At 64.8% G+C, this 19,890-nt stretch carries 12 protein-coding genes; 5 read left to right on the top strand and 7 right to left on the bottom strand.

What is annotated here, in order from left to right:
- Positions 1 to 3 precede the first annotated feature (3 nt).
- The 5 genes from ACW5IY_RS15765 (at position 4) to ACW5IY_RS15745 (ending at position 4,793) form a co-directional block, all read left to right on the top strand.
- A complete protein-coding gene (locus ACW5IY_RS15765) occupies positions 4 to 1,254 on the top strand; it encodes an FAD-dependent oxidoreductase (RefSeq protein WP_049436804.1) in 1,251 nt (416 codons plus the stop codon).
- A complete protein-coding gene (gene gorA, locus ACW5IY_RS15760) occupies positions 1,251 to 2,609 on the top strand; it encodes a glutathione-disulfide reductase (protein WP_049436803.1) in 1,359 nt (452 codons plus the stop codon). Before ACW5IY_RS15765 ends, gorA begins: the two co-directional genes overlap by 4 nt.
- Positions 2,610 to 2,769: 160 nt before the next feature.
- Complete coding sequence (locus ACW5IY_RS15755) at positions 2,770 to 3,690, top strand: DMT family transporter (RefSeq protein WP_049436812.1); 921 nt, start codon at positions 2,770 to 2,772, stop codon at positions 3,688 to 3,690.
- Positions 3,687 to 4,025: an MGMT family protein gene (locus ACW5IY_RS15750; RefSeq protein WP_224329410.1), complete on the top strand. Its 339-nt coding sequence runs from the start codon at positions 3,687 to 3,689 to the stop codon at positions 4,023 to 4,025. The genes ACW5IY_RS15755 and ACW5IY_RS15750 overlap by 4 nt, the downstream gene beginning before the upstream one ends.
- Before the next feature lie 93 nt (positions 4,026 to 4,118).
- Positions 4,119 to 4,793 (top strand): rhomboid family intramembrane serine protease, encoded by a 675-nt coding sequence (locus ACW5IY_RS15745; RefSeq protein WP_005410509.1) that lies wholly within the window; start codon positions 4,119 to 4,121, stop codon positions 4,791 to 4,793.
- 180 nt (positions 4,794 to 4,973) lie between these two features.
- Here the strand turns inward: ACW5IY_RS15745 and ACW5IY_RS15740 are convergent, their stop codons facing one another.
- From ACW5IY_RS15740 to ACW5IY_RS15710, 7 genes are all read right to left on the bottom strand, one after another.
- Positions 4,974 to 6,557: a phytoene desaturase family protein gene (locus tag ACW5IY_RS15740; RefSeq protein WP_049436811.1), complete on the bottom strand. Its 1,584-nt coding sequence runs from the start codon at positions 6,555 to 6,557 to the stop codon at positions 4,974 to 4,976.
- A 76-nt stretch (positions 6,558 to 6,633) separates the two neighbouring features.
- A complete protein-coding gene (locus ACW5IY_RS15735; protein WP_049436802.1) occupies positions 6,634 to 7,128 on the bottom strand; it encodes a VOC family protein in 495 nt (164 codons plus the stop codon).
- 126 nt (positions 7,129 to 7,254) lie between these two features.
- On the bottom strand, positions 7,255 to 9,261 hold the full coding sequence (locus ACW5IY_RS15730; protein WP_049436801.1) for a M13 family metallopeptidase: 2,007 nt from the start codon (positions 9,259 to 9,261) through the stop codon (positions 7,255 to 7,257).
- Positions 9,262 to 9,483: 222 nt separating this feature from the next.
- A complete protein-coding gene (locus ACW5IY_RS15725; RefSeq protein ID WP_019338610.1) occupies positions 9,484 to 11,586 on the bottom strand; it encodes a M13 family metallopeptidase in 2,103 nt (700 codons plus the stop codon).
- 190 nt (positions 11,587 to 11,776) lie between these two features.
- Positions 11,777 to 14,659 carry a TonB-dependent receptor plug domain-containing protein gene (locus ACW5IY_RS15720; protein WP_043401138.1) on the bottom strand — a complete coding sequence of 961 codons (2,883 nt, stop codon included), beginning with the start codon at positions 14,657 to 14,659 and terminating at the stop codon, positions 11,777 to 11,779.
- A gap of 196 nt (positions 14,660 to 14,855) precedes the next feature.
- A complete protein-coding gene (locus ACW5IY_RS15715; RefSeq protein ID WP_049436800.1) occupies positions 14,856 to 16,883 on the bottom strand; it encodes an alpha/beta hydrolase family protein in 2,028 nt (675 codons plus the stop codon).
- Between the two features lie 141 nt (positions 16,884 to 17,024).
- Complete coding sequence (locus ACW5IY_RS15710; RefSeq protein WP_049436799.1) at positions 17,025 to 19,832, bottom strand: TonB-dependent receptor domain-containing protein; 2,808 nt, start codon at positions 19,830 to 19,832, stop codon at positions 17,025 to 17,027.
- Between the last annotated feature and the right edge of the window lie 58 nt (positions 19,833 to 19,890).

Below are 19,890 nucleotides of genomic sequence, written 5' to 3'. Positions count from 1 at the left end.
TCGATGCAGGGCGCGCGCGAGGATGTGATCGTGGTCGGCGCCGGTGCCATTGGGCTGGCCGCCGCGCTTGCGCTGCGCGCACAGGGGCGGCAGGTGCGGGTGATCGACCGTGGGCGCATCGGCGGCGCGACCTCGCATGGCAACTGCGGCACCATCACCCCCAGCCACGCGCCACCGCTGGCAGCGCCTGGTGTGCCGTTGCGGGCGCTGCGCTGGATGCTCGATCCGCGTGCGCCGCTGTACGTCCGTACACGCCTGGACCCTGCATTGTGGCGCTGGCTACTGCAGTTCGGGGCGCGCTGCAACGCGCGTGACTGGCTGCACTCCACGCGGGCACGCGGCGCACTGTTGAATGATTCACGGCTGCGCCTGGCGCAGTGGGTGCGGACGCATGCGCTGGACTGCGAATTCGAGACGCGCGGTCTGGACTATGTGTTCGGTGACGCCCGCAATTTCGATCACCATGCAGCCGAGTGTGAGGCGCTGAACGCGCAGGGCATCGCCACGGTGCGCATCGATGGCGCCGACTACGCGCGCGACAATCCAGCGTTCCATGATCGCCTTGCCGGTGCGATCCACTTCCCCGGCGATGCGCAGTTGCGTCCGGACCGCTACACCGCCGAGCTGGCGCGCGTGCTGCGCGCACAGGGCGTGGTGATCGAAGAGCACTCGGACGTGCAGGATTTCAGCGCCGACGCGCAGGGTGTGCGCGTGCACGTCGGTGAACGCACGCTGCACGCACGCGAACTGGTGCTGGCGACCGGGCCGTGGTCGCCGCGCTGGGCGCGGCAACTGGACCTGCGCGTGCCGATCCAGCCCGGCAAGGGCTATTCACTGACCTGGTCGCGACCGTCTCAGGTGCCGAAGCGCCCGGTGGTCCTGAAGGACCATTCCGTGTTCGTGATTGCCTGGCGCGAGGCGCTGCGACTGGGCGGCACCATGGAATTCGCCGGTGCCGACCCGCAGCTGCGCACGACCCGCCTGCAGGCCCTGCAGCACGCTGCCGACCACTACCTGCGCGCGCCGCGTGGTGCGCAGCTGCAGGAGAAGTGGTGCGGTTGGCGTCCCATGAGCGTGGACGATGTGCCGTTGATCGGCCGCGCGCCCGCACATCCTCACGTCTGGCTTGCAGCGGGGCATGGCATGCTCGGCATCAGCATGAGTGCCGGCACCGGCCAGCTGATCGCCGATCTCGTCTGCGGCCGCACGCCGGCGATCGATCCTGCCCCTTACCGACCCGAGCGATTCCGATGAGCACTGCACCCTATGATTACGACCTGATCGTCCTTGGCGGCGGCTCCGCTGGCCTGGCCGGTGCGATCCGCGCCGCGCAGCACGGCAAGCGCGTGGCGATGCTGGAGCCTGGCGAACTGGGCGGGACCTGCGTCAATGTCGGCTGCGTGCCGAAGAAAGCCATGTGGCTGGCGGCAGACCTGCACGAGCGCATCGGTCTGGCCAGTGCGATGGGCTTCAATGTCGAGGCGCGCCCGGCGCTGTCGTGGAAGGAACTGGTGATCCACCGCCAGGCCTATATCAGCAACATCCACACCAGCTACCACAAGCGCCTGGATGAAACCGGCGTGGTGCGCATCCCGGCACGCGGCCATCTGCTCGATCCGCACACCGTGGCCTGCAGCGATGGCGTGCGCTATAGCGCCGAGCACATCCTGATCGCCACCGGCGCGCACCCGCTGCGGCCCGACATTCCCGGCGCGGAACTGGGCCTGGTCTCCGATGATTTCTTCGATCTGCGCGCGGCACCTGCCGAGGTGGCGATCATCGGTGGCGGCTACATCGCGGTGGAGCTGGCCGGCCTGCTGCAGGCACTGGGCAGCAAGGTCAGCCTGCTGGTGCGCGGCAAGCGCCTGTTGGAGCGCTTCGACTACGAGCTGACTGATCAGTTGGCCGAAAACCTCAAGCAACAGGGCGTGCGCATCCATTTCGGCTATCGCCTGCGCGGACTGCAGCGCGATGGCGAGCGTGTGCGTGCATTCGGCCATGATGGCCCGCTCGACAGCGTGTTCGACGCGGTGTTCTTTGCCACCGGCCGGCGCGGCAACAGCCGTGACCTCGGCCTGGAAGCGCTCGGCATCGGCATCGGTGAGCACCAGCAGGTGGAGGTGGACGAATGGCAGACCACCAGCGTGCCGAACGTGCATGCGGTGGGTGACATCGCCGGCAAGGTTGGCCTGACCCCGGTGGCGGTGGCCGCGTCGCGGCGGCTGATGGACCGCCTGTTCGGTGGCCGGCCGCAGTCGAAGATGGATTATGAGAACGTGGCCAGCGTGGTGTTCTCGCATCCGCCGCTGGGCGCGGTGGGCATGAGCGAAGAAGAGGCGCGCGCCCGTTTCGATCAGGTGAGTGTGTATCACAGCCGTTTCCGCCCGATGCTGCAGGCGCTGGCCAACGGCACCCAGCGCAGCCTGTTCAAGATGGTCTGTGCTGGTCCGGAAGAGCGGGTGGTGGGCATCCATCTGCTGGGTGAAGCGGCCGACGAGATCCTGCAGGGATTCGCGGTGGCGGTGAAGATGGGCGCGACCAAGGCCCAATTTGACGATACCGTGGCGATCCACCCGACCTCGGCCGAGGAAGTGGTACTGATGCGCTGACCTGGGCGGTTGTAGAGCCGAGCCTATGCTCGGTTGCATTCCGTGCAGACATGGTGCAGCCGAGCGCAGGCTCGGCTCTACAGGGCACCTGGCGCCCCCATGCGATACTGGGCGCCCCCATGCGTTTCCGGGCCGCCCTATGCGGCCCGCCGTCGTCCTGATGTCCAGCCCCGCTTCCCGTATCGCCACCGCTTCCCCGCGCATCGCGCTGGGGGGTATCGGCCTGGCCGCGATCGGCGCCATCGCCGCCTCCGGCAAGGCCATCATCGTCAAGCTCGGCCTGCGTCATGGCGTCGATGCCACCACGCTGCTCGCCCTGCGCATGCTGATGGCGCTGCCGCTGTTCGTGCTGATGGCACTGTGGGCTGCGCGCCGGGCAGAGCCGCTGTCCTGGGCCGACCGCGCCCGCGTGCTGTGGCTGGGCTTCACCGGCTACTACCTGTCCAGCCTGCTCGATTTCCAGGGCCTGCAGTACATCAGCGTGACCCTGGAGCGGCTGATTCTTTACTTGAACCCGACCCTGGTGCTGCTGATCAACGTGCTGCTGGCACGGCAGCGGCCGGGCCGCTGGCAGATCGGTGCGCTGGTGCTGAGCTATCTGGGCGTGCTGCTCGCCTTCGGCCACGATCTGCAGCGCGAGGGCGGGCAGATCATCGTCGGCAGCCTGCTGGTGCTGGGCAGTGCGCTCAGCTATGCGCTGTACCTGTTCGGCAGTGGCCAGGTGGTCGCGCGCATCGGTGCGGTGCGGCTCACCGCCTACGCCAGCTGCGTGGCCAGCGTGCTGGTGCTGCTGCATTTCGCGGTGACCCATCCGCTGCCGTTGCTGTGGCAGGCACCGGCGCCGGTGCAATGGTTGTCGCTGGTCAATGCCACCGTGTGCACGGTACTGCCGGTGCTGGCGATCATGCTGGCGGTGCAGCGCGTGGGTTCGTCGCTGGCCGCGCAGGTCGGTATGCTGGGCCCTGTTTCCACCATCGTGATGAGCCTATGGCTGCTCGACGAACCGATGGGGCTGGCGCAGATCGCCGGCACCGTGCTGGTGCTGATCGGCGTACTGCTGGTGACCCGCCTGCGGCGCTGACGCCGGAGCAGGCGCGTGCGCGCATCCTGGCGGTGATCCGCGCCATCCCGGCGGGGCAGGTGATGGGCTATGGCCAGGTGGCGATGCGTGCCGGCCTGCCGGGGCGTGCGCGCTTGACCGCGCGCATCCTCGGCCAGAACGACGATCCCGACCTGCCCTGGCATCGCGTGCTGCGTTCGGACGGGCGCATTGCCATGGAAGAAGGGTCGGCTGGTTGGCGCGAGCAGTCACAACGGCTGCGTGCCGAAGGTGTGGTGGTGGAGAACGGCCGGGTGCGGATGCCGGCCACCGATCCGGCCGCGGCGCTGGATGCCGCCGTGTGGGGCCCGGGCTGAGCACCGCTGGCGACTGAACAGGCTGCGCCTGCCGGTCGCCAACAACACACGGTGCTGCGGCTATGATGGAGGCCGTTCCATGCCGGTGCTCCCATGTTCCCGCGACTGCCTACCGTCACCAAGGCCCTGCTGATCGCCAACGCGATCCTGTTCCTGCTGCAGCAGCCGTTCCTGCTCGGCATGCAGACCTTCGAGCCGTTCATGCTGCAACCGCTGCAGCAGGGCTTCGATGCGTTCTCGCCGGGCGGCAACTTCCAGCCGTGGCAGCTGCTGACCTATGGCTTCCTGCATGGCAGCTTCGGCCATCTGTTCTTCAACATGCTGGCGGTCTTCATGTTCGGCGCGCCGCTGGAGCAGACCTGGGGCGAGAAGCGCTTCCTGCTGTACTACCTGGTGTGCGTGGCTGGCGCCGGTGTCTGCCAGCTGCTGGTCGGTACCCTGCTGGAGAATCCGGCCACGGTACTGGGCGCCTCCGGCGGCGTGTTCGGCCTGCTGCTGGCCTACGGCATGCTGTTCCCGAACCAGCGGGTGATGCTGCTGTTCCCGCCGATCCCGATGAAGGCACGGACCTTCGTGATCCTGTTCGGTGTGGGTGAGCTGGTGCTGGGCATGACCGGCTGGCAGCCGGGCGTGGCCCACTTCGCGCATCTGGGCGGCATGCTGTTCGGTTGGCTGCTGATCCGCTACTGGCGCGGGCAGCCGCCATTCAACAAGCGTCGCCCGCCCGGCCCGCCGAAGCGCCCGAACCATCTGCGCAGCGTCAAATGATCCGAAGGATCATTTGACGCTGTAGGTGCCGACCGTTGGTCGGCACAGCTTCTCCCACGCGGGTAGGTGCCAACCTTGGTTGGCAATCATCCCTGTCGTTTCGTGCCAACCAAGGTTGGCACCCACCAATGGCAGGTCATGCATGCGGCGGGTACGTGCGCATCCACGCATGGCGTGGCTCTACAGATCCTGCAACACCACCTGCGCGGCATTGTGCCCAGGCGCCCCTGTCACGCCGCCACCGGGATGGGTACCCGACCCGCATAGATACAACCCGGGCAGGGCACCGCGATAGCCGGCCTGGCCAACCATCGGCCGCGCCGAGAACAACTGGTTGGCACTGAGCGCACCGTGGAAGATGTCGCCGCCGACGAGGCCGAAGGTGCGTTCCAGGTCCAGCGGTGACAGGACCTGGCGGCCCAGCACGCTGTCAGCGAAACCCGGCGCATACCGTTCAACGGTGGCGATCATCAGATCGGCCACTGCTTCACGATGATCATCCCAGTGACGTCCGTCGGGCAGCACCGGCGCCACGTGCTGGCAGAACAGGCTGGCGACGTGCTGCCCCGCTGGCGCCAGCGAGTCATCCAGTGTGCTGGAAATCAGCATCTCCACGATCGGTTCGCGCGACCAGCCGTCGCGCCGCGCCTCCAGCCACGCGCGATCCATGTAGTCCAGGCTGGGCGCCAGGATGATGCCGGCGCTGAGGTGATCGCCGGGGCCGGGCAGGGCGCGGAAGTCCGGCAGCCGCGACAGCGCGAGATTCATCCGGAACGTGCCGGAACCGCAGCGCCAGTGTGCCATCCGCTCACGCGTCGCCGCCGGTACCTGCGCCGGTTCCAGCAACTGCTCGTACAGCAGCTTGGGGTTGACGTTGGCGATCACCGCGCGTGCGTGCAGGGTTTCGCCGTTGGTCAACACTACGCCGACTGCCCGGCCGGCCTCGATGAGCAGCCGTTGCACGCCGGCATCCACGCGCAGTTCCGCGCCGGCCTCGCGTGCAGCGGCGGCGATGGCCTGGCTGATCGCGCCCATGCCACCGATCGCATGGCCCCAGGCACCTTTCACGCCATTGCACTGGCCGAACACGTGATGCAGCAACACGTAGGCACTTCCCGGTGTATATGGACTGGCATAGTTGCCGACGATGCCATCGAAGCCGAACAGCGCCTTGATCGGCTCGCTCTCGAACCAGTGGTCCAGGTATTCAGCCGCTGAGAGCGTGAACAGGTCCAGCAGTTCCTGCCGCAGCGAAGCATCCAGCGCTGCCAGTTCGCGGCCGAGACGGCCCATCTGCCAAAGCGCGGGCAGGGCACGCCAGCCGCCTGCAACGCCGACGTCCGGCGGTGCACGCAGGGCCCACGCGCGCAGCACATCGGCGAAGATCTCCAGGCGTGCTTCGTATGCGGGTAGGTGCTGTGCATCCCGCTCGGAAAACTTCGCCACCTCGGCCTGGGTGCGGCCGGGCGCCGACAACAGGTAGCGGCCGTCCGGCAATGGCAGGAAGTTGTTGACCGGGCGCGCGACAATGCGCAGCCCATGCGCCTGCAACTGCAGGTCGTCGATCACCTTCGGCTGCAGCAGCGAGACCGTGTACGACGCCACCGAGTTGCGGAAGCCGGGATGGAACTCCTCGGTGATCGCGGCGCCGCCGAGCACACCACGCCGTTCGAGCACCAGCACCTGCTTGCCGGCGCGTGCCAGATAGGCTGCACAGACCAACCCGTTGTGGCCACCGCCGATGATGATTGCATCCCAGGACATCAGCACCTCGGGAAAAGGGGACGGAGGGGATTAAGTCGCAATTCGCATGGGGTCATCGGCAATGGGGAAAAACGACTTAATCCCCTCCGTCCCCTTTTTTGATCGCCGCTTCGATGGTGGCGATGTCGATCTTCTTCATTGGCATCATCGCGTTGAAGGCACGCTTGGCCAGTGCCTTGTCCTTGCTGGTCACCGCTTCGATCAACATGCGCGGGCTGATCTGCCAGGAAATGCCCCAGCGGTCCTTGCACCAGCCGCATTGGCTCTCCTGGCCGCCATTGCCCACGATCGCATTCCACAGGCGGTCGGTCTCGGCCTGGTCCTCGGTCTGGATCTGGAAGGAGAAGGCTTCGCTGTGCTTGAACGCGGTGCCGCCGTTGAGGCCGACGCAGGGAACGCCGCAGACAGTGAATTCGACGGTCAGGACGTTGCCCTCCTTGCCGTCTGGATAGTCGCCGGGGGCGTGATGCACGGCAGTCACCGCGCTGTCGGGCAGGAGGCTGGCATAGAAGGTGGCGGCCTCGAGCGCGCCATTGTCGTACCAGATGCAGATCGTGTTCTTGTGTGCCATGTCGGGGCTCCACGTTGGACGAAGCCGCAGCGATAGCATGCCCGGTGTTAACCCGGGATCGTGCTGCACCCGCAAAAAAGAAGGGCGCCCGAAGGCGCCCTCTGCATTGCCAGTGCAGCAGGCAGCTCAGCGCCAGACCTTGATCTGCTCGGCTTCGCTGCGCTGCATCGGCTGGCCGGCCTTGCAGCTGAAGGTGGCACCGAATGCCGGCAGGTTGGCCAGCGTGCCGTTGCTGCGCCACAGGCCCGGTGCACGGATGTCGGCGGTCAGGCGACGCACGGCCTCGTTCGGCGACAGCTGCTGCGCCCACAACGCCGACCACGCGCGGAAGAAGCCCTGCTGCTGCGCCTGCTTGGCCTTCGGCTCCTGCGCGACATACGCCGCCCAGGCCAGTTCCAGGCCGGCGATGTCGGCCAGGTTCTCTTCCTGGGTGAGCGTGCCGTTGACCTTGGCACCCTTCACGCCCGGGAAGTCGTAGGCGCTGTACTGCGCGGCCACGCGGCTGCCGAGCAGGGTCCAGGCGGTCTTGTCGGCCGGGGTCCACCAGCTGCGCAGCTCGCCCTTGGCGTCGACCAGCGCGCCCTTGGCATCGATCGCGCGGGTCAGCTCATGGCCGACCAGGCCACCGAAGCTGCCGAACTTGTCGGCAGCATCGGCCTTGGCGTTGAACACTGGTCCCTGCAGGATCGCGGCGGTGACGATCAGGCGGTTCTGCGCCAGGTCGTAGGCCAGCGACGGCTGCTGCGGCAGCACGTCCCAGCGACGGTCGGCGTTGCCCTTGCCGATGCGCTTCATTTCCTCGCGATGGCGCCAGGTCGAAGCGATCAGCATGTTGCCGCCGAACGAGCCACGGCCCATCGGCTGCACGCTGTAGTCGAGGTCACGCAGCGGGGTGCCGATTTCGATCTTCAGCGCGGCCAGCTTGGCCTGCGCTTCGGTCTTGGCCTCCGCGCTCATCCAGCTGCTGTTCTTCACCGCCTCGATCTGCACTTCGCGCACCTTGTCGACGATCCACGCCGCCTGGCGACGATCTTCGGCCGACAGGTAACGGGAGGCGTATTCGCGGCCGACCATCGGGCCGGCGGCCACGTTGATCGCGTCCAGCACGTCTTCCCAGCGCTGCGGCGGCAGGGTTTCGCCACGCAGCACACGACCGCGGAATTCGAACTCGGCGTCGCGGTAGGCCTTGGACAGGTACGGCGCCATCGAATCGCCCACGCGCCAGCGCAGGTAGGCCTTCCACTGGTCCGGCTTGAGCTTGGTGACCATGCCGTCGAGCTGCTTGAACAGGCCCGGGTCGGCCAGCGAGACCAGGTCGTCGTCCACGCCCTGTGCCTTCAGGAAGGCATCCAGCTGCAGGTTGCGGTAACGGCTGTTGAGCTCCTTGGTGGAGATCGGCGCGTAGTTGTTGAACGGGTTGTTGATGCCGGCCAGCGACTGCGCATTGCGTGCCAGCTCGGTTTCCAGCGCGATCACCGCCTGCGACTCGGCATCCAGCTTGGCCGCCGGGGTGCCGGTCAGCGCCAGGATCTGCTTGACGTAGTTGCGGTAGCGGCCCATCAACGCCACGGTGTCGGCGTCGGTGCGGGTATAGAACGCCGGGTCCGGCAGGCCCATGCCGCCCTGCATGAAGTAGCCGATGTGACGGTCCAGCGCCTTCAGATCGACGTCCGGGCCGAAGTTGAATGCCACCGGGATGCCGACCTGGTGCAGTGCGGCGATCGACGCCGGCACATCCTTGGCCTTCTTGATGGCATTGATGCGGGTCAGCAGCGGGGCGATCGGGTTGGAGCCGTCTGCTTCCACGGCAGCTTCGTCCAGGCCGCTGGCCCAGAAGTCACCCAGCAGTTTCTGCACGTTGCCCTGCGGCGCTTTCATCGCGGCGTCGAGCAGTTCACGCTGCTGCTGGCGGCTGCGGTCGACCAGCTGGCCCAGCGCGGTGGTGGCGCCGGTCTGCGGCACCGGGTTGGCCTTCAGCCAGCCTGCATTGGTGGCGTCATAGAAGTCGCTGCACTGGGCACTGACAGCCGGGGCACGCGCAGCCTTTTTCTTCGCAGCGAACGCGTCGTGGGTCGGGACCAGGGTCGCCAGGCTGATGCCCAGGGCGATGGCAAGCGGACGGAAGTTGGGCATGTGGAACGAATCCGTGATGGATTGAGGGCGCGCGCACTATAGCAAGCCGGGCATCGACGCGGCATGCACGCGTCGCGGTGCATTCGCCGACCAAGGTCGGCAGCTACCGGGGAGCGCCGGGATCAGTAGATCCACGCCATGCGTGGATGAAAGACACCCCAGAAAAACAAAGGCCCGGGAATTCCCGGGCCTCTGCAGGTCTGCCTTGGCGTCAGCCGTGGCTTACCAGATCACCACCTGCTGCTCGCCAGTGCGGGCCATCGGCGAACCGGCCTTGCACTGGAATGCCGCGGCGAAGGTCGGCAGGTTCGACGGCGCACCCATGGCGCGGAACTGCGCCGGCGCGTGCGGGTCGGTCGCGAGGCGGACCTTGGCGTTTTCCGGGGTGTACTTGGTGCGCCACACGGTGGCCCAGTTGAAGAAGAAGCGCTGGTCGCGGGTGAAGCCATCGACCTTTGCATCTTCCTTGCCGGCGGAGGCCTTCTGCAGCGCGTCGTAGGCGGTAGCCAGGCCGCCCAGGTCGGCGATGTTCTCGCCCAGGGTCAGGTGGCCGTTCACGGCCTGGCCGTCGACCTTGTACTGGTCGAACTGCTTGACCAGCTTGCCGGTGAGGCCTTCGAAGTTCTTCTTGTCAGCGGCGGTCCACCAGTCTTCCATGTTGCCGGTCGGCCCGAAACGTGCGCCCTGGTCGTCGTAACCGTGGGTCATTTCGTGGCCGATCACCGCACCGATGCCGCCGTAGTTCAGCGCGTCGTCGGCCTTCGGGTCGAAGAACGGCGGCTGCAGGATGGCGGCCGGGAACACGATCTCGTTCTGCAGCGGGTTGTAGTAGGCGTTGACCGTCTGCGGGGTCATGCCCCACTCGGTCTTGTCCACCGGCTTGCCGATCTTGGACAGGTTGAACTTGTAGTTGAACTCGCTGGCCGCGCGCACATTGCCCAGGTAGCTGTCGCGCTGGGTCTGCAGGCCCGCCCAGTCACGCCACTTGTCCGGGTAACCGATCTTCGGGGTGAAGGTTTCCCACTTGGCGATGGCCTTGGCCTTGGTTTCATCGCTCATCCAGCTCAGGCCCTGGATGCGTTCCTTCAGCGAGGCGGCCAGGTTCTTCACCAGCTCTTCCATCTTCGCCTTGGCTTCCGGCGAGAAGGCAACCTTCACGTACAGCTGGCCGAAGGCTTCACCGGCATCGTTCTCGATGGTGCCCAGCACGCGCTTCCAGCGCGGCTTCTGTTCCTTCTGGCCGTTGAGGGTCTTGCCGTAGAACTCGTAGTTCTCCTGCACGAAGGCGTCGGCCAGGTACGGCGAGGCGCTGTCCACGGTGTGGAAGCGCAGGTAGGCACGCCACACCGACGGATCGGTGTCGCCCAGTGCCTTGCTCACTTCCTCATGGAAGGCCGGCATGGCCAGCGAGAACTTCTCCGGTGCGGCCACGCCCTGCGACTTGAAGAACTCGGTCCAGCTGAAGTTCGGGGTCAGCTTGTCGGCGTCGGCCAGGGTGACCGGGTTGTAGTACAGCTCGACGTTGCGCGACAGCTCGACGCGCGACTTGGAGGCCTTGGCCAGGCGGGTCTCGAACTTGACCACGTCCTCGGCCTGCTTGGCAGCATCGGCAGCGGCGACGCCGGACAGCTCCAGCACCTTGGCGACGTGCGCCTGGTAGGCCTTCAGCTTGTCGGCGTTCTTGGCATCGGTGTAGTACGTGCTGTCCGGCAGGCCCAGGCCGCCCTGGCTGGCGTAGGCCAGGTTGACGGCCGAGTTCTTGAAGTCGGCTTCGGCGCCGAAGCCGAACAGGACGTTGTCACCCTTTGCGGCGCTGCTGCGCAGGTAGTCGGCGATGGCGGCCTTGTCCTGCAGGCCGTCGATCGCCGTCAGGTCGGCCTTCAGCGGCTCGATGCCCTGGGCGTTGATCTTGGCTTCGTCCATGCCGGTGGCCCACAGGTCGCCGACGATCTTCTCAATGTGGTTCGGGTTCTTGACCTGCGCGACCTGTTCAGCCAGCTGGTGCTGCACGGCCACCGAACGCTCGTCGAGGATGGTGAACGCGCCCCAGCTGGTGCGGTCGCCCGGAATTTCATTGGCGGCCAGCCACTTGCTGTTGACGTAGTCGCCGAAGGCGCCGCAGGCGTCCTTGCTGGTATCCAGATCGCTGGGCTGGAAGGCGTTGTAGGCCGGCAGCTTGCTCTCGTCCAGGGTGTACTGGGTGGCTTCGGCGGCAGCCGGCGTGGAGGCGGTGGCGTCCTTGGCCGGGGTTTCGTTCTTGCCGCAGCCGACCAGCGCGGCCGAAACGGCCAGGGTCAGCAGCACGATCTTGGGAGTACGGGTCACTTTGATGGCCTCCAGGCCGAGTGAGTCAGGGAAGGGCCGCGGGGACGGCCGTGGGCCGAACAATACGCCGCCGGCCTGCCCTGCAAGGGTGTCGAAGGTCATGGCCGGGCGCAAGGGGGCCGTTTCGTGGCCCGGAAAAGACAGACCCGGCAAAAGCCGGGTCTGTCGGGGTGCTGCGATCAGGCGTGGATCAGAACTTGTACTTCAGACGCACGAACGGGGTGCGGCCGTAGTAGTCGTACTGGGTGGCGAACGGGTAGGTGTTGCCGTAGCGCGACGAGTAGACGCTGCTGGAGATCAGCGGCGGCTTGGTGTTCAGCACGTTCGCCACGCCCACCAGGATCTGCCAGTCGGCCTGGTCGTAGCTGACCGAAGCGGTGTGGTAGAAGCGGCTCTCCAGGGTGGTATCGCGGTAGGAGTTCGGTCGGTTCTGGTAGGTGAACTTCTCGTCCAGATCTGGATCCTTGGTCTGGGCGATGTACTGCGTCAACCAGTTGTAGGTCCAGTCACCACGCTTCAGGCTCAAACCGAGGTTACCAACCAGGTCCGGACGGCCCAGGTCACCCAGGCGGTCGGACGAGGACAGGCCACTGGCAGCCGCGCTGTCGAACAGTTCTGCGGTGTCTTCCACCGTGTAGGTGATCTGCGAGTCCAGCGAGAACTTGCCGAAGCTGAACTCATGATCCCAGTTCAGTGTCATGTCCCAGCCGCGGGTGCGCTGGCGGTTGATGTTCAGGTACTGGGCATACACCTCGGTCACCATGTTCGCATTCGCGCTGGTGCTCGGATTGCGGCGCAGCAGGTCGCAGTAACGATTCGGATAGGTGGTCGATTCGTAGCAGCCCTGCAGGATGGAGGACGCACCGAGTGAGGTGATCTGATCGCGCACTTCGTAGTCGAAGTAGTCGATGGCGATGCTCAGGTCGGCGAACGAAGGCGTGAACACAAGGCCGACGCTGCGCGCGCGCGAGGTTTCCGGAGTCAGGTTCCCGTCCTTGCCGCCGCGGGTATACACGGTAGCGCTGGAGTTGCCAGCGGCGGTGTAGTCGGCCGGGATGCCTGCCGCGCCACAGTTGGCCTGGATGCGGGTGTTGTTGCTTTCACCCCAGCGGATGCAGGGATCGATCTGGGTCTGCGCCAGGAAGCCGGTCTGATTGCCCAGGTACATTTCGTACAGGCCCGGTGCGCGGTAGGACGTGCCGATGGTGCCGCGCAGACGTAGCGAGGGAATGATCTGCCAGTTCAGGCCGAGTTTCCACACGTTGTCCGAGCCGGAGATCGAGTCGTACTTGAAGACGCGGCCAGAAGCATTGGCCGACAGCGATTCAACACCGGGCAGGCCCTTCAGCAACGGGATGTCGAACTCGACAAACGCTTCCTTGACCTTGTCATCGCCCTTCGTGCGATCGGCTGTGGTCGAACCCCACAGATCGTAGTTCTCCGGCGCCGGCCTGTCGTCGATCTTGTAGTTGCGGTACTCGAAGCCCACCGCAGTAGCCAACGCACCCGCCGGCAGGTCGAACAGTTCACCACTGAACACCGCGTTGACGGTGGTCTGATCGTAAGTGGTCTTGCCGTTGGCCCAAACGCCGAGGATGCCGATCAGCTCATCGACCTTGGCGCCGCTCAGGTAGCCGGGGTCGAAGTAATTGGCTGCCGGGGTGGTACCTGCACCCGGGCGGCCGAGGTCACCGCTTATCGAGTTGCGGATGCCAAGGGTGCTGTACTTGCCGTTGGAACGGGTGTAGTTGGCATTGACTTCCCAGGCCCAGGTGTCGGTGCCCTTGATCAGGCCATCGAGTTTGTTGGCGAAGTAGAAGTAGTCAACTTCCGTGTTGGAAATGCTCTTGAACGGCATGACCGGTTGTGCCGTTGCGGTGGCACTGCCGGGCAGGCGGACAGTCGGGAAGAACTGGCGCCACTGGAAGTTGTCAGTAGTGCGGTTGTTGTACAGGAACTGGGTCTTCCAGTTGAACGAATCGAAGCCGAAGTCGGTCGCGAAGTAGACCGACTTGCGTTCCTGTTTGTTGACGATGTGGGACTTGCCGTAACCCAGGAAGTTGTTGGGCTCTTCATAGGTGGCAATCGGATTGCCGTTGGCATAGGTCTGGTTGGCACGCGGACGGTAGCCCGGGAACGGGCCCACCGTGGAGCCGTCCGGGCTGGGCACGTAGCGGGTGGTGACACGGTTGTTGGTCACGTCCACGACGTTGTGCAGCATGTTCTGGCAGCCACCCAGATTGGTGTTGGCCATGATCGAGCGGTCGACACGATCGATACGGTTGCCATCTGCGTCCCAGACCAGATCTTCAGCGCACTTGAAGTAGTCGCGGTCGCCGCGGGTCAGTTCATTCTGCTTGTACCACTCGACGGCTGCGACGATGCTGCCCTTCTCGAAGTTCCAACCATTGGCCAGCGAGGCGGAGAACACTTCGCCACCGCCTTCCGTCGGCACGCGGCCAGTCACGGTGAGTTCCGGGCGATCGAAGTGCTTCTTGGTGATCAGATTGACTACGCCGGCAACGGCGTCGGAACCATAGATCGAAGACGAACCATCCTTCACGATCTCGGCACGCTGCAGCACAGCAGTCGGCAGCACGTTCAGGTCGAAGGCCCCGACGGCGCCACGAGTACCTGCCGGGCCCGGGCGCTGGCCGTCCAGCAGAACCAGCGTGCGGTTGGCACCCAGGCCACGCAGCGAGAAGGTCTGTACGCCGGTACCACCGTTGGTGTTGAAGCCACCGAACTGGTTGGTGATCTGGGTTTCTGCGGCACCAATGGCCGACTTCTGCAGGAACTCAGCGACGTTTACCTGTCCCTGGGTCGCATTTCGTTCTGTGTCGATGGTGAAGACCGGGGAGGTGGTCTCATAGTCGGCACGGCGAATCAGTGAGCCGGTGACCGTTACCTTGTCAAGGTCGGTCGCCTTCTTGCTTTCAGGGGAGGCGCTTGACGCCGCGGCTTCCTTTTGTGCTGCTTCCTGGGCCAGAACCGGTGCTGCTTGAAGACAGGCGACCACTGCCAGGGCGAGCGGAAGGCGGCTTGGCGAAATTAGGCGGTTGGTACTGCGCATACTGTTTGACCCCCATTTGTTATGCTTCGGTTAACGGAGTGTATGTTGGGCGTAAAGTAAATGCAACGTGAATGATGCTGTTGCGTAACTTATTGTTGCTAATGGTCAATTCAGCGTTCTGGGGGCAAGAACCCCGCCAACCTGGCGGTGGCGGGGCGGGCTGGTAGCCGCGGGTCGGGGGTAGGGGGTAGGGGGGTCAAAGCCCGCCCGGTCCACAGTCCTTTGCGAGGAAGTCGGCCATCAGTGGCAGCGTTACCTGGTAGTGGCGGGGGTACCACGGCATGCTGTGCGGCATGTCCGGAATCAGCTCGAACTTTGCCGGTACCTTGTCTTTCACTGCGCTGTAGAAGTTCTTGGCATGGAATGCCGGGGTACGCACGTCGCGATCACCAACGAACGTCAGGAGAGGAATATTGGCCTTCGCGGTGTTCTGCATCGGGTCCATGCCTTTGACGGTCTGCCCCTGCAGGATCCGCTGCAGCCTGTTCTCGCTCCAGGAAACACCCAGTCGTGCGAGATCCGTAACGGGCGCGCCTGCGATGGCGCACTGGAATGGCGATGGGGCGCGGACCGTCGCAGCAGCAGCAGCAAAGCCGCCGTAGGAATAACCGAAGATGGCCAGACGATCCTTTGCCGCGATGCCTTGCTGCACGAGCCAGGCAGCGGCGTCGTCATTGTCATCCTGCATGGTCAGGCCCCACTGCTTGTCACCGGCAAGCCAATGCTCGCGACCGAAACCGGTCGAACCCCGGTACTGCGGCCGGATCACGGCGTAACCGCGTGACGTGAAGAACGGCACCCAGCCAGACACATCCCATCCGGTGTAATCGCGTGCCCAGGGGCCGCCGTGCGGATGCACCAGCGCCGGAAGCGGTGCATCTCCCTGTTTCCATCCAACCGGAAGATCGACAATCGCCGGGATCTTGCGGCCGTCACGCGCTGTGTAGGTGACCCAGCGTTGCTCGCCGATCTGCTTGCCATCGACCCAGGGTCTTTCGCTGCCCAGGGTGGTGACCTGTTTGCGATCACTCAGCATGCGGTAGGTCGTGGGCTGATCGGCGGCATTGGTCGTGAACAGGACCCGCGACAAGTCGTCGTTGTAGCCAGAGATGGCAACGTAGGTGCCTGGGTAGGCCTGCTTCAGGCCTTCGTACAGGCCCTTCATCTGCGGGTCCACGTACACAGCCTCGCGGCGTGGGCCTTCGAGGTAGAACCCAAGAACCTGATTGAAGTTGCTTGGCTTGGTGCCCAGGATCAGGCCGCCAATCGGATACTGGGGATGTGCTGCCAGCGGTTCGTTGTCGAAGGTTCGGTTGGCGGGATCGTACAGGCGTGCTTGGACCTGCTCCGAGAACCTGTCGGTGAGCACGTACAACTTGCCCGTCTGGTCGTCGATCCCGACAACGTCCATCGTGTAGCGATCGCTCAGGCGCGTGGTCAGCGGGTCATGCTTCTCGAACTGGCCACTGCCCTTGTTCTTGATCAGTATCTGCTGCTCATACTCGTTCGAGCCCGCAGGTTCGATCTGGGTGCGGGTCAGCAGTTCGCCATCGCGGGGGTGGAACAGGCCTGGCGAGGAACGGGCGTCGCCACGGAACAGCAGCCCGGTCTCACCAGTGCGCAGATTGAATAGATAGTAGTTCGACGACAGTGTGGACTGGTTGACCTGGGAAATGATCACTCTGTCCGGATCCAGCGGTAGAGAATGCACGAGCGAGGCCGTACCCGCGATCTCCAGACAGCGGCGGGTCTGTTCGCTGATGCCCAGCTTGCGACTGTTGTCGGCAAAGGCTTCGTCAAACTTGGTCTGGCTGCTGTCGGTCAGGTAGGCTTTGGCCAGGAAGGTCTTGGTCGAGCCTACAGAGTTGCCTTCGCCACAGCCCGCCAACTGCGCGGTCAGCTCCTGGCGACCGATCACCAGGCTGCGGCCCGCCTTCAGGGCGCTGGCTGCAATGAACTTCATGCGGTCACCGGAAGGCGTGATGGCGACCGGTCCTGCGCCCAACTTGTCCAGATTCCAGTTGGCCAATGCGGTGTCGCCATTGTTGCTGCCCGGTGCGGCGATAATGGCGACCAGTTGTTTACCGTCCGGACTCATCGAGACGGATTGGATCGCAGGGATTTTGGCGAAGTCTTCAACCGGCAAAGGGGCGGAGCTGGCCTGGCTGGCGGCGAGTGCCAGGGCGGCCACCAGGGCGGTACGGGTCACAGCAGGGCGGTTCATCTTCGGGACGTCCTTGGCGTTTATCCATCAAGATGACCTGAAGATGAACGAGTGCCGGGCGTCCGTCAACTGCATGTGAAACCCGCAGCTGACCGCGTGCCAGGGCGCCCCGTCAGCACGGGGCGCCCTGGCGCGGCTCGTTTACTTGCCCCCGAACTCGTACTTCGCCTGCACGTAGATGGCACGCCCGTAGGCGTTGTACAGGTAATTGTTGTACGGCTGGCCGCTGGTCCCGGCGAAGCTGAAGCGCTGGTTGTCCGGCATCTTGTTGAACACGTTGTTGACCATCAGCGACAGGGTCAGGTTGTCCAGCGCGCGATAATTCACGCTCAGGTTGTAGGTGGTGTAGGACCCCCACTTGCCTGCCTTGTAGCCGGAGCTGTGGACGTAGTCGTAGCCATTGCCCACGTAGGCCATGTAGTTCGGCGTCTTGCCGATGTAGTTGGCATACAGGGTGGTGGTCCACTTGTCCTTGGCCCAGCCGACCGAACCATCGGCGCGCACCTTGGCGTACGAGTCGTATACCCACATCGCGTACGGGTCACGCAGCAGGTCCAGGAACTCATCGCCTGGCTGCGGCTGCAGTTCGCGCTTGAGCATGTCGGTGTAGTTGCCCGAGAACTGCAACGAACCGAAGCGGCCCATGTCGTGCACGTACTTGAAGCTGGCGGTCAGCGCTTCCAGGTTCTGGCGGGCGACGTTCATCTTCGGGGTGTAGATCTCGTCCAGCACGCCGGACGCATCGCGGGTGATCCAGTCGTTGACGTTCTGGCAGCTGGCCGAGGTGTTGTTGGCCTGGCCGCCACGGCAATAGTACTCGGCCAGCAGCAGCTGGTCGGAGCTGAGCGTATCGACCTCGTTCTTGATCTTCCAGTTGTAGTAGTCCACCGACAGCGACAGGTTGTTGATCGGTGCCCACACAACACCTGCGTTCCAGACGTCGGCGGTGATCGGTTCCAGGTCGGGGTTGCCGGCGCGGGTGCCGAACACCGAGACGCTGTCATACGGGCAACCGGTGGTGTTGGCCGGGTCGTAGCCCAGCTGACCGCAACGGTAGTAGTCGGTGGAGCCGTTGGCGTAGTAGCCGCTACGGCCCTGGAATGCGTCGGACAGGGTCGGCGCACGGAAGGCGGTGCCGTACTTGCCGCGGAACAGCAGGCTCTCGATCGGGCGGAACTCGATGCCGATGCTGTAGGTGGACTTGTCGACGGTGTTGCTGCCGATCTTGAAGGCGTCGTAGCGGCCGGAGCCGGTGACTGTCAGCGTGTCATGCAGCGGCAGACGCAGCTCACCGGTCACCGCATAGTTGCTGCGGTGGCCGGCGCCGGAGACCGCCGTGGTGCCCCAGACGCTGCCATCCATCAGGCCCGGATCGGGGCTGTAGTCCCAGCCTTCACTGCCACCTTCAACGACCACGGCCAGGCCGGCGTCGCCGCCGGGCAGCTTGAACAGTGAGCCGTTGGTGACCTGTGCACGGGCCAGGTTCTGCCAGGTACGGCTCTGGCTGTAGCTGTAACCGGTGAAGGTCTGGAAGTCTCCGGCCGGCAGCGGCGCGTAGAAGGCTTCCCAGTTCGGGCTGTAGATGTCGTAACCGGTGCTGGTGGTGCCCAGCACCGGGCCCAGCACGCGCTGTTCGAAGTAATCGTTGATCGGGTCATTCCAGCGCACGAAGTTGCGCTCGGTCAGCTTGTACTCGCCGCGGGTGAAGCTGAGGCTGTAGTCCCAGTTGCCGGCCGTGCCGCGGCCGCCCAGCGTTACCTGGTAGGCCTTGTTGCGGTCGGTGTTCATGATGTCACGGTAGCCGGCGCCGCCGATGTCTTCCGGGGCGAACACCCGCTGCAGGTTCATGTACTGGCCGCTGGCCTGGTCATAGAAGCGGCCCCAGCCGGACGAGGTGCCCCACCAGGTGTAGCCGGAACCCGTCGCGTACTTGACCTCTTCCAGGCTGTACAGCGCATCGCCGAACAACTGGAAGTTGTCATTCACGTCGAAGGTGGCAGAACTGTAGATCTGCGCGCTTTCCTTGCCGTTCTTGATGGTCTTGTAGCCGGTGCCATAGGTGGAGCCACATGCCTGGCCGGTGGGCCGGGTGCCGAGCACCGTGGTGCCATCGAACTGCCCGGCCACATTGGCGCACAGGTTCGGGTCCATCATGGCGTAGGCGTTGTTGGCGGCCGGCAGCAGCACCAGGAAGTCGTTGGAGACGTACTGCGGGCTGTAACCGTCGGGATTGTTGACCTTGGTCAGATCGCGCTGGTAACCCCAGATCGGGCTGGTCTTCTCATACTGCACGTTGACCAGCGCATGGAAGCGATCATCCACGCCATTGAAGCCGCGGGCGCCGCTGAGGCGGAAGCTGTTGCCGCCGCCTTCACTGTAGGCGCCACCACGTACGTTGAGGACGCCACCATCCATGCGTTCCTTGAGGATGATGTTGACCACGCCAGCGATCGCATCGGAGCCATACAGTGAGGACTGGCCACCCGGCAGGATCTCGATGCGCTCGACGATGTCGATCGGAATGCCGCTGATGTTGTTGAACGTATCGCCGCCGTTGTACAGCGCCGGATACGAAAGCATCGGGCGACCGTTGATGAGGTACTTGGTGTAACCCGGGCTGAGGCCGAACATGCCGGCGGCTTCGGCGCCCTGGGTGAACGAGGCCGAGGTCTGGCCGCCCTGCAGGCCACCCGTGGACAGAGAGGACTGCTGCAGGACATCGGCAACGCTGGTGAAGCCGCGGGTCTGGATGTCCTCGGCGGTCACGGTCAAGACCGGCGTGTGGTTCTCGATCTCGGTCTGCGGAATCAGCGAACCGGTGACCGTCACGCGGTCAAGCTGGGTCGGCGCATTGTTGCTTTGCGCCAGGGCCGTGCCGGAGGCGAGCAGCGTGCCGAGGAGGGCGAGGGTCAGTGGGTGGCGCGAGAGTGTGGAACGATGGCGAGACATTGAAAATCCCCGTAGTGAGATGTCTTGGCGACCGGCTTCCATGTCGGTTTAACGATCT

Source organism: Stenotrophomonas sp. C-A, assembly GCF_054030835.1.
Note: the sequence above shows the minus strand (reverse complement) of the source record. Positions and strands in the feature narration are given on the sequence as shown.

Excerpts from the sequence above, each read along its gene's own strand:
- ACW5IY_RS15735 (WP_049436802.1), bottom strand. The coding sequence starts at position 7,128 with ATGGCACACAAGAACACGATCTGCATCTGGTACGACAATGGCGCGCTC.
- ACW5IY_RS15730 (WP_049436801.1), bottom strand. The coding sequence starts at position 9,261 with ATGCCCAACTTCCGTCCGCTTGCCATCGCCCTGGGCATCAGCCTGGCG.
- ACW5IY_RS15745 (WP_005410509.1), top strand. The coding sequence starts at position 4,119 with ATGTTCCCGCGACTGCCTACCGTCACCAAGGCCCTGCTGATCGCCAAC.
- ACW5IY_RS15720 (WP_043401138.1), bottom strand. The coding sequence starts at position 14,659 with ATGCGCAGTACCAACCGCCTAATTTCGCCAAGCCGCCTTCCGCTCGCC.
- ACW5IY_RS15755 (WP_049436812.1), top strand. The coding sequence starts at position 2,770 with ATGTCCAGCCCCGCTTCCCGTATCGCCACCGCTTCCCCGCGCATCGCG.
- gorA (WP_049436803.1), top strand. The coding sequence starts at position 1,251 with ATGAGCACTGCACCCTATGATTACGACCTGATCGTCCTTGGCGGCGGC.
- ACW5IY_RS15740 (WP_049436811.1), bottom strand. The coding sequence starts at position 6,557 with ATGTCCTGGGATGCAATCATCATCGGCGGTGGCCACAACGGGTTGGTC.
- ACW5IY_RS15715 (WP_049436800.1), bottom strand. The coding sequence starts at position 16,883 with ATGAACCGCCCTGCTGTGACCCGTACCGCCCTGGTGGCCGCCCTGGCA.
- ACW5IY_RS15765 (WP_049436804.1), top strand. The coding sequence starts at position 4 with ATGCAGGGCGCGCGCGAGGATGTGATCGTGGTCGGCGCCGGTGCCATT.
- ACW5IY_RS15710 (WP_049436799.1), bottom strand. The coding sequence starts at position 19,832 with ATGTCTCGCCATCGTTCCACACTCTCGCGCCACCCACTGACCCTCGCC.